The organism is Methylobacterium sp. AC690 (genome assembly GCF_979256535.1).
Genome location: NZ_CEEDOX010000002.1, coordinates 137,406 through 151,136 on the forward strand (window position 1 = coordinate 137,406; position 13,731 = coordinate 151,136).

17 protein-coding genes are annotated in these 13,731 nt (G+C 69.6%); 8 read left to right on the forward strand and 9 right to left on the reverse strand.

What is annotated here, in order from left to right; translation table 11 throughout:
- The first annotated feature begins 112 nt into the window (after positions 1-112).
- Positions 113-757 carry a TetR/AcrR family transcriptional regulator gene (locus AC0IY1_RS02985; RefSeq protein ID WP_471767644.1) on the forward strand — a complete coding sequence of 215 codons (645 nt, stop codon included), beginning with the start codon at positions 113-115 and terminating at the stop codon, positions 755-757.
- A gap of 8 nt (positions 758-765) precedes the next feature.
- Here the strand turns inward: AC0IY1_RS02985 and dxr are convergent, their stop codons facing one another.
- From dxr to AC0IY1_RS03010, 5 genes are all read right to left on the reverse strand, one after another.
- Positions 766-1,929, reverse strand: coding sequence for a 1-deoxy-D-xylulose-5-phosphate reductoisomerase (gene dxr / locus AC0IY1_RS02990; RefSeq protein WP_471767646.1), 1,164 nt, complete (start codon positions 1,927-1,929; stop codon positions 766-768).
- A gap of 12 nt (positions 1,930-1,941) precedes the next feature.
- The gene (locus AC0IY1_RS02995; RefSeq protein WP_471767647.1) at positions 1,942-2,805 is read right to left on the reverse strand and encodes a phosphatidate cytidylyltransferase; all 864 of its coding nucleotides are present in this window, start codon (positions 2,803-2,805) and stop codon (positions 1,942-1,944) included.
- A 2-nt stretch (positions 2,806-2,807) separates the two neighbouring features.
- The gene (locus AC0IY1_RS03000) at positions 2,808-3,641 is read right to left on the reverse strand and encodes an isoprenyl transferase (protein WP_082513183.1); all 834 of its coding nucleotides are present in this window, start codon (positions 3,639-3,641) and stop codon (positions 2,808-2,810) included.
- A 63-nt stretch (positions 3,642-3,704) separates the two neighbouring features.
- Positions 3,705-4,271: a ribosome recycling factor gene (frr, locus tag AC0IY1_RS03005; protein WP_055956140.1), complete on the reverse strand. Its 567-nt coding sequence runs from the start codon at positions 4,269-4,271 to the stop codon at positions 3,705-3,707.
- A gap of 149 nt (positions 4,272-4,420) precedes the next feature.
- On the reverse strand, positions 4,421-4,897 hold the full coding sequence (locus AC0IY1_RS03010) for a BLUF domain-containing protein (RefSeq protein WP_471767649.1): 477 nt from the start codon (positions 4,895-4,897) through the stop codon (positions 4,421-4,423).
- Between AC0IY1_RS03010 and AC0IY1_RS03015 the strand changes: the two genes are divergently transcribed.
- Positions 4,896-5,066, forward strand: a complete 171-nt coding sequence (locus AC0IY1_RS03015; RefSeq protein WP_471767650.1) for a hypothetical protein — start codon at positions 4,896-4,898, stop codon at positions 5,064-5,066. The genes AC0IY1_RS03010 and AC0IY1_RS03015 overlap by 2 nt on opposite strands.
- Here the strand turns inward: AC0IY1_RS03015 and pyrH are convergent.
- From pyrH to AC0IY1_RS03035, 4 genes are all read right to left on the reverse strand, one after another.
- Entirely contained in the window at positions 5,063-5,785 is a 723-nt protein-coding gene (gene pyrH, locus AC0IY1_RS03020; protein WP_055956146.1) for a UMP kinase, read from the reverse strand. The two genes, AC0IY1_RS03015 and pyrH, sit on opposite strands and share 4 nt — an antisense overlap.
- A 172-nt stretch (positions 5,786-5,957) precedes the next feature.
- On the reverse strand, positions 5,958-6,878 hold the full coding sequence (gene tsf, locus AC0IY1_RS03025) for a translation elongation factor Ts (RefSeq protein WP_471767652.1): 921 nt from the start codon (positions 6,876-6,878) through the stop codon (positions 5,958-5,960).
- A 185-nt stretch (positions 6,879-7,063) separates the two neighbouring features.
- A complete protein-coding gene (locus AC0IY1_RS03030; RefSeq protein ID WP_055956152.1) occupies positions 7,064-8,131 on the reverse strand; it encodes a 30S ribosomal protein S2 in 1,068 nt (355 codons plus the stop codon).
- A gap of 167 nt (positions 8,132-8,298) precedes the next feature.
- Entirely contained in the window at positions 8,299-8,673 is a 375-nt protein-coding gene (locus tag AC0IY1_RS03035; RefSeq protein WP_055956155.1) for a PH domain-containing protein, read from the reverse strand.
- Positions 8,674-8,781: 108 nt separating this feature from the next.
- On the opposite strand from AC0IY1_RS03035, the gene AC0IY1_RS03040 reads away from it, so the two are divergent.
- From AC0IY1_RS03040 to AC0IY1_RS03065, 6 genes are all read left to right on the forward strand, one after another.
- Positions 8,782-9,543: a pyridoxine 5'-phosphate synthase gene (locus AC0IY1_RS03040; RefSeq protein ID WP_471767654.1), complete on the forward strand. Its 762-nt coding sequence runs from the start codon at positions 8,782-8,784 to the stop codon at positions 9,541-9,543.
- Positions 9,540-9,953: a holo-ACP synthase gene (gene acpS / locus AC0IY1_RS03045; protein ID WP_471767656.1), complete on the forward strand. Its 414-nt coding sequence runs from the start codon at positions 9,540-9,542 to the stop codon at positions 9,951-9,953. Before AC0IY1_RS03040 ends, acpS begins: the two co-directional genes overlap by 4 nt.
- Before the next feature lie 117 nt (positions 9,954-10,070).
- A complete protein-coding gene (gene lepB, locus AC0IY1_RS03050) occupies positions 10,071-10,871 on the forward strand; it encodes a signal peptidase I (protein ID WP_055956165.1) in 801 nt (266 codons plus the stop codon).
- Positions 10,872-10,884: 13 nt separating this feature from the next.
- Complete coding sequence (gene rnc, locus AC0IY1_RS03055; protein ID WP_471767658.1) at positions 10,885-11,697, forward strand: ribonuclease III; 813 nt, start codon at positions 10,885-10,887, stop codon at positions 11,695-11,697.
- The gene (gene era, locus AC0IY1_RS03060; RefSeq protein WP_103709800.1) at positions 11,690-12,679 is read left to right on the forward strand and encodes a GTPase Era; all 990 of its coding nucleotides are present in this window, start codon (positions 11,690-11,692) and stop codon (positions 12,677-12,679) included. Before rnc ends, era begins: the two co-directional genes overlap by 8 nt.
- A gap of 127 nt (positions 12,680-12,806) precedes the next feature.
- A complete protein-coding gene (locus AC0IY1_RS03065) occupies positions 12,807-13,727 on the forward strand; it encodes a class I SAM-dependent methyltransferase (RefSeq protein ID WP_471767659.1) in 921 nt (306 codons plus the stop codon).
- Positions 13,728-13,731 lie beyond the last annotated feature (4 nt).

Genomic DNA, 13,731 nt, shown 5'->3' on the forward strand with positions numbered 1-13,731 from the left:
CTTCGAAGGAGTTGACCGAACCGTTCGGTCATTTTCAGGGCCGTGTGCGCTGGCGCGGCCCGGGGCATTCAGATATTATGACCGAACCGTTCGGTCAATGAGGATCCACACCATGGCGACCGCAGATGCCGCGCTCGATGCGCGGGAACGCACATCGGGCGAGACCGACAAGCGTCGCCAGATCCTCGACGGCGCGCGCGCGGTCTTCATGGCCTCCGGCTTCGACGGCGCGAGCATGGGCGAGATCGCCAAGGCGGCAGGCGTCTCGAAGGGGACGCTCTACGTCTACTTCGACAGCAAGGAAGCCTTGTTCGAGGATCTGGCGCTGTCCGAGAAGCGGGGTCTCGCCGAGGTGCTGTTCCGCCTCGACGCCGACGATCCCGACGTGCGCAGTGTCCTCACCCGGCTCGGGCGGAGCTACCTCGCCGAGATGATCCGGCCGGAGCACGTCACGGTGATTCGCATGGTCATCGGCGCCTGCGAGAAGTTCCCGCGCCTGGGCCAAGCCTTCTTCGAGGCCGGGCCGGTGCAGGGCACGACGCGGCTGGCCGCCTATCTCGACGCGCAGGTGGCGGCGTCGCGCCTGCGCTCGGCCGATACGAATCTCGCCGCGCGCCAGTTCCTGCAGATCTGCCAGGCCGGATTGCTGACGCGCCTGCTCTTCAACGCCGGCGACGGCGTCTCCCAGGCGGAGATCGAGCACAACGTCAGCGAGGCCGTGCGCGTGTTTCTGGCCGGCTACAGCCCCGACGCTTGAGGCTCGGGTCAGGCCGCCGTGAGGGCCTGGCTGCTCCAGCGACGAACCTCGGCATCGATGGCCAGGGCCTCGTCGACATCCGCGGGCGCGGTCCGGTACGGGCCGGCGAAGTACGCACAGGCGCGCTCGACCAGGTCGGCGATGCCGTAGAAGCCGATCGCCCCCTTGATGAAGGCCGCGACCGCGATCTCGTTGGCCGCGTTCATCACCGTGGGCGCGGCGCCTCCGGCGGCGAGCGCCGCCCGGGCGATGCGCAGGCAGGGGAAGCGCGCCTCGTCGGCGGCCTCGAAGGTCAGGCTTCCGGCAGCGGCGAGGTCGAGGTGGCGGCCACGGGCGATCGTCAGGCGCTCGCCGAGACCCAGGCAATGCGCGATCGGCACCCGCATGTCCGGCATGGCGAGGCCCGCCGTCACCGCGCCGTCACGCCAGTAGACGAGGCCGTGCACGATCGATTGCGGATGGACGATGACGTCGAGGCGCTCGGGTTCGAGGGCGAACAGGTGGTGCGCCTCGATCAGCTCCAGCCCCTTGTTCATCAGGGAGGCCGAATCGATGTTGATCTTCATGCCCATCGACCAGGTCGGGTGGGCGGCCGCTTCCGTGGGCGAAGCGGCGGCGATGCGCTCGCGGGTCCAGGTGCGGAACGGACCGCCCGAGGCGGTGATGGTCATCTTCGCGACGTCGTCGAGGCGGCCGTCCCCGAGGGCCTGCGCGAGGGCGTTGTGCTCGGAATCGACCGGCAGAAGGGTGGCGCCGTAGCGCTTGGCGTCGCGCATGAAGGCGTCGCCGGCGCAGACCAGGCTCTCCTTGTTGGCGAGCGCGACGGTGCGGCCGAGCTTCAGCGCCGCGTGGGTCGGGCGCAGGCCGGCGGCGCCGCTGACCGCCGCCACCACGATGTCGGCATCTCGGGCGACCGCCTCGAGGACGGCGCCCTCCCCGGCCCCGTTCCGGATACCGGTATGGGCCAGGGCGTCGCGCAGGGCCGGACCGGTGGACTCGTCGGCCAGGGCCACGAAATCGGGCTGCAGATTGCCGGCCAGCCGGGTGATGGCCTCGACATCGCGCCCCGCCACCAGACCGCCGATGCGGAAGCGATCGGGATGCTGCAGCAGCAGGTCGATGGTCGATTGGCCGATGGAGCCGGTGGCGCCGAGAATGGTGACGGTCAGCAACGGAAGGGTCCTTCAGGCCGCCACGAAGCGGCGGGCGATGAGATAGAAGCCGGCCAGGACGGCCACGGCGAAGAAGCCGTCGAGGCGATCCATGACCCCGCCATGGCCGGGAATGGCGCGGCCCGAATCCTTCACGCCGTAGCGGCGCTTGAGGGCGGATTCGACGAGATCCCCGGCCTGGCTCAGGACGGAGGCGGTGGCGCTGATGAGGGCGACGAGGGCGAGCGAGGTGGTCGCGAGATCGCTCCAGCCATGGTCACGCGCGACCACCACCAGGGCGACGCCGGCCAGGGTGCCGGCCGCGAGGCCGCCGAGCGCTCCGGACCAGGTCTTCTTCGGGCTGACCTTCGGCATCAACTTCGGACCGCCGAAGGTCCGGCCGGTGAAGTAGGCGATGATGTCGGTGGACCAGACCACGGCGAACATCCAGGCCGGTCCCAGGATGCCGATGGCGGGATCGTCGCGCAGGGCGGTCGGGACCAGGGCGATCACCGCCGAGCTCAGGAGGCCCGCGAGGGCCCGCCCCCGTCCCGCCCCGCCACGGGCCACGGCCGTCACGAGCACGGCCCCGAGGGCACCGACCCCGAGGGTCATCCCGGGCGCCGCGTCCCCGTGCAGGCAGAGGACGAGGCCGAACAGGGTGGCGGCCGTGAGCGCCAGGACGAGGCGCCGGGGGACGACCGCGCTCATGCCGATCCACTCGGCGGCGAAGACGATCCCGGCGGCGAGCCAGATCGCCGCGAAGGGCCAGCCGCCGAGGACCAGGGCGGACAGCACGATCGCGCCGAGCAGGACGGCCGAGACCAGGCGGGTCTGGAACTCACGGCTGGCGAGGAGGCCGCGCTGCGAGGCGGGTGCCGCCTCTCCGGGTGCCATGGTCAGCCGGCCTTGCCACTGAGGCCGCCGAAGCGACGGTCGCGGCGGTGGTACTCGTCGACGGCGGCGCGGAAGGCGGCGTGGTCGAAATCCGGCCAGAACTCCGGCACGATCACGTATTCCGCGTAGGCGGTCTGCCAGGTGAGGAAGTTCGACAGGCGCTGCTCGCCGGAGGTGCGGATCACGAGATCCGGGTCCGGGATGCCGGTGGTGTCGAGGGCGCCCGTGAGCACGTCGAGATCGATGGCTTCGGGCGACAGCCGTCCCGCCGCCACGTCCCGGGCGAGGCTGCGGACCGCCCGCAGGATCTCCTGCCGGCCGCCGTAGTTGAAGGCCACGATCAGGGTCAGGCCGGTATTGGCCCGGGTGCGCTGCTCGGCCTCGTCGAGCAATCCGGCAATGTCCGCCGGCAATCCCTCGCGCTCACCGATGATGCGGATGCGGACGTTGTTGCCGTGGAGATCCGCCAGGTCGCGGCGGACGAAGAGCTTCATCAGGCCCATGAGGTCCGCGACTTCGGCCGGCGGCCGACGCCAGTTCTCGGACGAGAAGCTGTAGATCGTCAGGTAGCGCACACCGAGTTCGATGGCGGAGCGCACGGCGCGCCGGACCGCCTCGACGCCACGCCGATGCCCCTCGACCCGCGGGAGCCCGCGATCGGAGGCCCAGCGGCCGTTCCCATCCATGATGATGGCGACGTGCGTCGGGGGCGCCGCGAGGGCGGGCACGGGGGAGCCCGGATAGACCGCCGCAGCGTTCTCCGCCGCGCCCAGCGCGACGTCCGTGCCGTGCACCCTCGCCGTCTCGATCTGACGCGCGCCTTCTGAGCGACCCAACGCGCTTCTCCCCCAACCGTCTCTCGTGCCGATCACACGTGGTCCCGATCCCGATCCTGGATCCTAGACCTGCATGATCTCCTTCTCCTTGGCGGCGAGCACGCCGTCGATCTCGGCAATGAACTGGTCGGTGGCCTTCTGGACATCGCCGGCCTGACGCTTCTCGTCATCTTCGCTGATCGCGCCGTCCTTCTCCAGCTTCTTGAGATGGTCCAGACCGTCACGGCGGACGTGGCGAACGGCGACGCGCGCTTCCTCGGTGTACTTGTGGGCGACCTTGACCATCTCCTTGCGGCGCTGCTCGTTCATCTCGGGCACGCGCAGGCGGATGGTCTGGCCCTCGGTCTGCGGGTTCATGCCGAGGTCGGATTCGCGGATCGCCTTCTCGACGGCGGCGATCATGCCGCGGTCCCAGACCGAGATGCTGAGCAGACGGGGCTCGGGCACGCTCACCGTCGCCACCTGGGCCATGGGCATCATCGCTCCGTAGGCATCGACCTGGATCGGATCGAGGATGCTCGGGGTCGCGCGGCCGGTCCGGAGCGATCCGAGATCACCCTTCAACGACGCCACGGCGCCCTGCATGCGACGCTTGATGTCGTTCAGGTCGAATTCTGGAATGGCTGCCATGCTGGACTATCCCGACGCGAACTTGAGGGAGTGGGTCGGGCCGCCGGGGCCCGTTCGTGGGCCTCAATGAACCAAAATCCAGTGGGTCGCAAATGGCGTTCGCGTCGTTTCGGCAGGAAACCCCCGAGCCGGGCGCGCGCGCTGCGCGCCTAGGCCTTCGCGGCACTCGCCGCGGCGGGCCCGGAGCGCTGCACGCAGTGGTTTCCCTCGACCTCGGTGAAGGCCCGGAGGAGCGCGACCGCGCCGGCGGCGGTCATCTGCGTCGGATCGAGCCGCGGCTTCGGGCCGTACCGCAGATAGAGCGTCTCGAGGGGTTCGGTGTGACCGGCATACCCCACCGTCCAGCCGCGAAAGTCGCGCTGCTCGATCGCGCGCGCCGCGACCAACACCATGCCGCTGTGGCGGCTATCCGCCGCAAGAGTCCAGAGCTGATCGGACAGGGCGACCGGGTACCCCTCCATGGCCTGCAGGAAAAACTTTTCGTTGAAGACCAACGCACCCGTGAATCCGGATGCCCGATCGTAGCGATTGCAGGAAGCCAGGATGTCCCTGACCAGCTCGCGCATGGTCCCGCCGTGCAACGTCAGGAGGTTGTGACTGTAGAAAACAATCTGCGAAAGGGACATGGCCGCGCTCGACGACCGCTCGACCCAGTTGCTGGCGGCTCGTTACGGCAACAGATCCGAAAACTCTCAACAAACATTGAGGGCGATCGGCGGACGTCCAGGCGCGACATCCGCCGTCGTGACCGGTGGCGCAGGCGCCGTCCGGGACGGGGCCCGCGACATCGCCTAGGGGACGACCTGGGTCGCCGGCGCCCCACCCGTCAGGATCGCCAGGATCGAACTCGGCGCGTGAACGGACCCGACGACGATCGACAGGCGGCTCTCGCGGGCGAGCGCGAAGGCGGCGGTGTCCATCACCTTGAGATCGCGTGAGATGGCCTCGTCATGGGTCAGCCGGTCGTAGCGCGTGGCGGTGGGGTCGCGGTTCGGATCGGCGGAGTAGACCCCGTCGACCTGCGTGGCCTTCAGCACGGCGTCGCAGCGCAGCTCGGCCGCCCGCAGGACGGCGGCGGTGTCCGTCGTGAAGAACGGGTTTCCGGTGCCGCCGGCGAGGACGACCACCTGGCCCTTGTCGAGATGATGCAGCGCGGGCTGGCGCGCATAGGTCTCGCAGATCGTCGGCATCGAGACCGCCGACATCGTGCGCGCCGGGACGCCCGCGGCGTTCAGGGCGGTTTCCAGGGCCAGGGAGTTCATGACCGTCGCCATCATCCCGAGGGAATCGCCGGTGGCCCGGTCGATCCAGCCGGCCGCCGAGATGCGGGCGCCGCGGATCATGTTGCCGCCGCCGACCACCAGCGCGATCTGCACGCCGGCCTCGCGGGTGCGGGCGATGTCGTCGGCGATGCCCGCCAGGGTCGGGGGATGCAGCCAGTACCCGTCGGGAGCGGCCAGCGCCTCGCCGGAGAGTTTCACGAGGACGCGGCGAAACGGTGTGGTCTCCGGCATCGAGCCAGTCCCCTCTAACCCGGCCTGGATCAGGTCGGGGAGCCAATCGGAAGCGGAGGGGTGTCTAGCCCAAGGGAGGCCGGAACGTCGAGGGGCGGCGCCATCCCTGGCACCGCCCCCCGGTGTTTTCGTAGGGATCGACGCCGATTCGACGATCGGCGCCGGTGACGTGTCAGCGCGAAAGGCTCGCGACTTCGGCCGCGAAGTCCGGCGCCTCGTCCTTCTCGATGCCCTCGCCGAGGGCGTAGCGCACGAAGGCGCTGAGCTTGACCGGCGCGCCGGCCTTGCCCTCGGCCTCCTTCAGCACCTGGCTGATGGTCTTGGAGCCGTCATGCACGAAGGGCTGCTCGAGGAGGGTGACCTCCTTGTAGTAGCTCTTCAGGCCGCTCTCGACGATCTTGGCGAGCACGTTCTCGGGCTTGCCGGCGTTCTTCTCGCGCAGGATGTTGATCTCGCGGTCGAGGGTCACCTGGTCGACGCCGGCCGCGTCGAGGGCCACCGGGTTGGTGGCGGCGACGTGCATGGCGATCTGGCGGCCGAGGGTGGAGAGCACCTCGACGTCGCCCTCGGATTCCAGCGCCACGAGCACGCCGATCTTGCCGAGGCCCTCGACCACCTGGCCGTGGACGTAGGAGGCGATCACGCCCTTGGTCACGTCGAGCTTGGCGACGCGGCGCAGGGTCATGTTCTCGCCGATGGTGGCGATGAGGTTGGCGAGGCTTTCCTTGACCGTGGTCGAGGCACCGGGGAACGTGGTGGCCTCGAGGCCGTCCAGCGTGCCGTCGGTGTTGAGCGCGAGCTTGGCGGCCTCGCGGACGAAGGCCTGGAAGCTGTCGTTGCGGGCGACGAAGTCGGTCTCGGAGTTCACCTCGACGATCGCGGCATGATGGCCGGCGGACTCGACGGCGACCAGACCCTCGGCGGCCACGCGGCCGGCCTTCTTGGCGGCCTTGGCAAGACCCTTCTTGCGCAGCCAGTCGACGGCGGCTTCGATGTCACCATCGGTCTCGTTGAGCGCGCCCTTGCAGTCCATCATGCCCGCGCCGGTCTTCTCGCGGAGCTCTTTCACCAGTGCGGCGGTGATGTTGGCCATGGCGGGTCCTTTCCGTGTCTTGTCAGATGCGAAGCCTTCCCGGGGGAAGTCTTCTGAAGCGGACGTTTCGAGTGAAGCGAAGTCTTTTGAAGCGACTGAGCCCGGCGCTCATGGAAAGCACCGGGCTTCAGGAAGCAGTGTCCGATCTGGCGATGGCGGCCCGATGACGGGCCGCCGAAGCGGGATCAGGCGGCAGCGGCAGCCTCGACGAAGCCGCGGGCCTGGTCGACCCAGCCGTCGCGACCGATGCGGCCGTTCAGCTTCAGGTCGGCATCGACCTTGGCGATGTCGTCGGCGCTCATGGAGGCCAGCTGCCAGTAGTGGTAGATGCCGGCTTCGTTGAGCTTCTGCACGATCTGCGGGCCGGCGCCGTGGAGCTTCGACAGGTCGTCGGGTGCGCCGCGGGGAGCCGAGAGCAGCTCGAAGTGCTCGGTGGACTCGACGAGGGCGGCGACGTCGGCCTGGTTGACCGAGCCCGACTCGACGGAGGTCGCCGCATCGTCGTTGGCCGGCAGCTCCTCGGCGACCGGCTCCTCGGAGGCGCCGAGATCGACGCCCATCGAGCCCTGGCCGCGCGAGATGCCGTCGATGGCGGCGCGGGCGATCAGGTCGCAGTACAGGGCGATGGCGCGGCCGGCGTCATCGTTGGCGGGGACGACGTAGGTGATGCCGTCCGGGTTGCAGTTGGTGTCGACGATGGCCGCCACCGGGATCCCGAGGCGCTGGGCCTCCTTGATCGCCAGCTGCTCCTTGTTGGTGTCGATCACGAACAGTAGGTCCGGCACGCCGCCCATGTCCTTGATGCCGCCGAGGGCCTTCTCGAGCTTGTCCTTCTCGCGGCCCAGCATCAGGCGCTCCTTCTTGGTGAGGCCCTGGGCCCCGCCGTCGAGGGTCTCGTCGACCTTGCGCAGGCGCTGGATCGAGCCCGAGATGGTCTTCCAGTTGGTCAGCATGCCGCCGAGCCAGCGGGAGTTGACGTAGTACTGGGCCGAGCGCTTGGCGGCTTCCGCGATGGTGTCGGCAGCCTGACGCTTGGTGCCGACGAACAGCACGCGGCCGCCCTTGGCGACGGTGTCGCTCACCGCCTGCAGGGCCTGGTGGAGCGCCGGCACGGTCTGGGCGAGGTCGATGATGTGGATGTTGTTGCGCGTCCCGAAGATGTAGGACTGCATCTTCGGGTTCCAGCGGTGGGCCTGGTGTCCGAAGTGGGCGCCGGCCTCGAGAAGCTGACGCATGGTGAAATCGACGGCCATGTCTTTGTACTCTCCGGTTGGTACCGCCGCGGAGGAAGCGATCGCGTCCGAGGGACGACGACCACCGGAAACGCCTCATTCAGGCATGAGGCCGGCTCCGCGTGTGGAATGGGCGGGGCCTTAACAGAGCCCGGCCGCCGAGGCAAGGTTTGCCGGCGCTGTCGCCTTCAGCGGATCGAGGCCGCGATCGCCTGCTGGATCGCCAGGATGTTGGCGCCGCGCTTCAAGGTCTTGCGGATCGGCTCGGCCCGGCCCGAAACCCAGATCGCGAGCTCGGAATCGAGGTCGAAGCTGCCCGCCGTCTCCACCGAGAACGACGTGATCGCGCGGTAGGGCACGGTCAGGTAGGAGACCTTCCGGCCGGTGATACCCTGCTTGTCCACCAGGATCAGGCGCCGGTCCGTGAACACGATGAGGTCGCGCAGGATCCGGAAGGCGACTTGGACCGGTTCGCCCTCGGTGAGGATGCCGGCCATCTGCTCGTTGACCTCCGCCGGCGAGAGATCGCTGCCGTGGCCGAGCAGTCCATCGAGAAAACCCATCGCGCGCCGTATCCCCCTGAAGCCCCGCATCACCTATGTAGGGGCGCGTCCGCCGTTCCGTCAGGGCGCCATGCCGGCGCCTGATGCCCGCGCCCGGAGTCCGCCTCGATGTCTTCCCCCGCCTCTCGATCGCGCCGCCTCCGGCTCGGCGTCAACATCGATCACGTCGCGACCGTGCGGAACGCCCGCGGCGGCGCCGCGCCCGACCCGATTCGCGCCGCCCGCGAGGCGGTCGCGGCCGGGGCGGACGGCATCACGGCGCATCTGCGGGAGGATCGCCGGCACATCCGCGACGCCGACATGGAGACGCTGGCCCGCATCCTGACGGTGCCGCTCAATTTCGAGATGGCCGCCACCGACATGATGATCGGGATGGCGATCCGGCTGAAGCCGCACGCCGCCTGCTTGGTGCCGGAGAAGCGCGAGGAGCGCACCACCGAGGGCGGCCTCGACATCGTCGGGGGGCACGATTCGCTCTTGCCCCGCATCGCCCGCCTGTCCGAGGCCGGCATCCGGGTCTCGCTCTTCGTCGAGCCGGACGAGGCCGTGATGGACGCGGCCCGGCGCCTCGGGGCACCGGTGGTCGAGCTTCACACCGGCAGCTACTGCGAGGCGGTGGCCGAGGGCGATGCGGGACGGACGGCCCACGAGCTCGACCGGATCACCCGGGCGGCGGCGTACGGGGCGGGTCTCGGCCTCGAGGTCCATGCCGGGCACGGCCTGGCCCTCGACAGCGTCGGTCCGGTGGCGGCCCTGCCGGAGATCGCCGAGCTGAACATCGGCCACGCGCTGATCGGCGAGGCGATCTTCGTCGGCCTGCCCCAGGCGATCCGCGACATGCGCGCCGCCATGGACGCGGCCCGGGAATGATTCTCGGCATCGGCTCCGACCTCTGCGACATCCGCCGGATCGCGAAATCGCTGGAGCGCTACGGCGAGCGCTTCACCCATCGGGTCTTCACCGACGGCGAGCGCGCCAAGTGCGAGGCCCGCGCGGCGCGGGCGCCCTCCTATGCCCGCCGCTTCGCCGCCAAGGAGGCCTGCGCCAAGGCCCTCGGCACCGGCATCGCCCGGGGCGTCTTCTGGCGCGACATGGAGGTGGTGAACCTGCCCGGCGGCCGCCCGACCCTCCGCCTCACCGGGGCGGCGGCGGAACACCTCGCCGCGATGGTGCCGGCCGGCCACGTGCCGAAGCTGCACATCACCCTCACGGACGACCCGCCCATGGCGCAGGCCTTCGTGATCATCGAAGCGGTGCCGGACAGCACGCCCGGGACTTAGCCGACAGCCCCCCTGCGTTGCGGCGCCTTTCCGCATGGTCTATGCCGCCGGTCGACCGTCAACGACGGAAGCCGCCCGGATTCCGGGTGCGAGCGTCGGACCGGAGATGGCAGCCAGATGGAACGTGCCCGCGTGGACCAGCAGACGAAGCGTGACCTGAAGGCTGCTGACACCGGCACCTGGGCGAGCATCAAGGAGACGCTCAAGGTCGGCGGCCAGGCGCTGCTGATCGCGCTGGTGGTGCGCACGCTGCTGTTCCAGCCGTTCAACATCCCCTCGGGCTCGCTCGTTCCCACGCTCCTGATCGGCGATTACCTGTTCGTCTCGAAATATTCCTACGGCTACTCGAAGTACTCCCTGCCGCTGAGCGAGTACCTGCCCTTCACGGCCGACGGCCGGGTCTGGGGCGCCGAGCCCAAGCGCGGCGACATCGCCGTGTTCAAGCTGCCCAAGGACAATTCCACCGACTACATCAAGCGCGTCATCGGCCTGCCCGGCGACAAGATCCAGATGAAGGCCGGGCTGCTCTACATCAACGACGTGCCGGTGAAGCGCGAGAAGATCGCGCCCTTCGAGACCACCGGGCCGTACGGCGAGCAGGCCAAGGCCGAGCAGTACCTCGAGACCCTGCCCAACGGCGTCACCCACCGGGTGATCGAGCGCGACGGCGACAACGGCTACTGGGACAACACCGAGCCCTACACCGTGCCGCAGGGCCGTTTCTTCATGATGGGCGACAACCGCGACAACTCGACGGATTCGCGCGATCTCGCCAATGTCGGCTTCGTGCCGTTCGAGAACTTCGTCGGCCGCGCGGAGATGATCTTCTTCTCCATCGACGAAGGCACGCCGGCATGGCAGATCTGGAACTGGCCGGCGAAGGTACGCTGGAACCGGCTGTTCACGACCATCCACTAGGACGTTATCCATCGTGACCGAAGAGGCGCGTCCCTCGAACCGGGCGCGGCGTGCGACCCGTCCGAAGCCCAACCTCGCGGTGCTCGAGGCGCGAATCGGCCACGTCTTCGCCGACCCGAAGCTGCTGGTCCAGGCGCTCACCCACGTGAGCAAGGCCGGCGGGAACGGCCGGCTCGGCAGCTACCAGCGCCTGGAATTCCTGGGCGATCGGGTCCTCGGCCTCGCCATCGGCGACCTGCTCTACGAGGCCTTTCCGCAGGCCGACGAGGGTGAGCTGTCGCGGCGTCTGGCCGGGCTCGTCCGGCGCGAGACCTGCGCCGCCGTCGCGACCACCTGGGACGTCGGCCCGCACCTCGCCCTCGGCCCCGGCGAGGTCCAGAGCGGCGGTCGGCGCAACCAGACAATCCTGGCGGACGTGTGCGAGTCGATCCTCGGGGCGGTCTTCCTCGATGCCGGCTACGACGTCGCCAAGGGCATCGTCAACGCGGCCTTCACCCCCGACACCGACACGGCGGCCCCCCGCGGCCGCGACGCCAAGTCGGCCCTGCAGGAATGGGCCATGGCCCGTGCCCTGCCGATCCCGTTCTACGAAGTGGTCGACCGCTCGGGGCCCGACCATGCGCCGGTGTTCCACATCGCGGTCCGCGTCGAGGGACTGGAGGCCGGTATCGGCGTCGGCCCCTCGAAGCGCCTCGCCGAGCAGGAGGCCGCCCGCCTCGTGCTGGAGCGCGAGATCACCGGCCCCGATCCCGCGCGAATCCAAGATCCCTCGCAAACCAAGGAGACGTCGGCGGACGTCGCTGAAGGACATACCCCAGATGCCTGACGACGATGTGCCGGACGACGATTTCGACGGCGACGACGACTTCGCGCCACCGCCGCTGCAGCCGCTGCCCGCGGTGCGGATGCCGGAAAACACCACTGCGGGGTTCGTCGCGCTGATCGGCATCCCCAATGCCGGCAAGTCGACGCTGCTGAACAGCCTCGTGGGCACCAAGGTTTCGATCGTCTCCCGCAAGGTGCAGACCACCCGCGCCCTGGTGCGCGGAATCGTCATGCACGAGACCGCGCAGATCATCCTCGTCGACACGCCGGGGATCTTCGCCCCGAAGCGCCGCCTCGACCGGGCGATGGTGCATTCGGCCTGGAGCGGCGCCTCGGATGCCGATGCCGTCTGTCTGCTGATCGATGCCCGCAAGGGCGTGACCGAGGAGGTCGAGGCGATCCTGGCCAAGCTGCCGGACGTGAAGCGCCCCAAGGTGCTGATCCTCAACAAGATCGACCTGATCCCGCGCGACCGCCTGCTGGCGCTCGCGGCCGCGTTGAACGAGCGCATCGCGTTCGTGCACACCTTCATGGTCTCGGCCCTGAACGGCGACGGGATCGAGACGCTGAAGACGACGCTGGCCGGCATGATGCCGAAGAGCCCGTGGCTCTACCCGGAGGACCAGGTCTCGGACGCACCGATCCGGATGCTGGCCGCCGAGATCACCCGCGAGAAGCTCTACGACCGCCTGCACGAGGAATTGCCCTACCGCTCCACCGTCGAGACGGACCAGTGGCAGGTGCGTCCGGATGGTTCGGTCCGCATCGAGCAGACCATCTTCGTGGAGCGCGAGAGCCAGCGCTCCATCGTGCTCGGCAAGGGCGGCCAGACCATCAAGGCCATCGGCCAGGCGGCCCGCCACGAGATCGCGGAAGCGGCCGAGCAGACGGTGCATCTCTTCCTGCACGTCAAGGTCCGCGAGAACTGGGCGGACGATCCGGCGCGCTACCGGGAGATGGGTCTGGAGTTCCCGCGCGGCTGAGCATGGGCTATGAGAACGGGAGATCGACGCCGCGGCGATTCTTGTCGCGTGCTGGCCGAGCCTCCCGATTTCCTGTCACGCCCTGAGCCGTCGAGGCGCGCGCGTCGTCGCGCCGGATCCCGTTACGATGTCCACCATGCCTGTCTCGGAAGCCGTCTACGGCGCGCCGCCCCTGGAACTGGTGGAGGTGCCCCCGCACGCGGTCCAGGTCTCGCCCCTGAGCCCCGGGGCGGCCCGCCTCGAGGATCTCGAGCCCGGGAGCCTGGAGCGGCTCGACATCCTGGCGCCGGCCGGGACGATCGAGCGGCGCTACGTGCTGGCGCTGGGCCTGAAGGCCCTGCGGCCCGGCGGGCGCCTCACCGCACTGGCGCCCAAGGATCGCGGCGGAAGCCGCCTCGCCAAGGAACTCACCGGGTTCGGCTGCCCGGTGCATGAGGAGGCGCGGCGCCACCACCGGATCTGCGTCGGCACGCGCCCGGAGGCGGTCGGCGATCTCGAGGAGGCGATCCACGAGGGCGGTCCGCGCCACATCGACAATCTCGCCCTCTGCACGCAGGCCGGGATCTTCTCCTACGACCGCCTCGACCCCGGCAGTGCCCTGCTCCTGGCCAACCTGCCGACGCTCGCCGGGACGGGCGCCGATTTCGGCTGCGGCCTCGGGATCCTCGCCCGCGCCGTGCTCGGCTCGGCCAAGGTCACGGCCCTGACCCTCATCGACCTGGACCGGCGCGCCATCGAGATGGCGACGCGCAACGTCAGCGATCCGCGCACCACCCTGCGCTGGGCCGATATCCGCGCCGGCGGCCTCGGCCTGACGCGCCTCGACTTCGTGGTGATGAACCCGCCCTTCCACGACGGCGGCACCGAGGACCAGGCCCTCGGCCAGGCCTTCATCGCCCGGGCGGCCGAAGCCCTGCGCCCAGGGGGCAGCCTCTGGCTCACCGCCAACACCCACCTGCCCTACGAGGCGCCTCTCAAGGCCGCCTTCAAGAGCGTGGCGCTGAAGGCCTCGGCCGGGGGCTACAAGATCTACGAGGCGCGCCGATGACGCG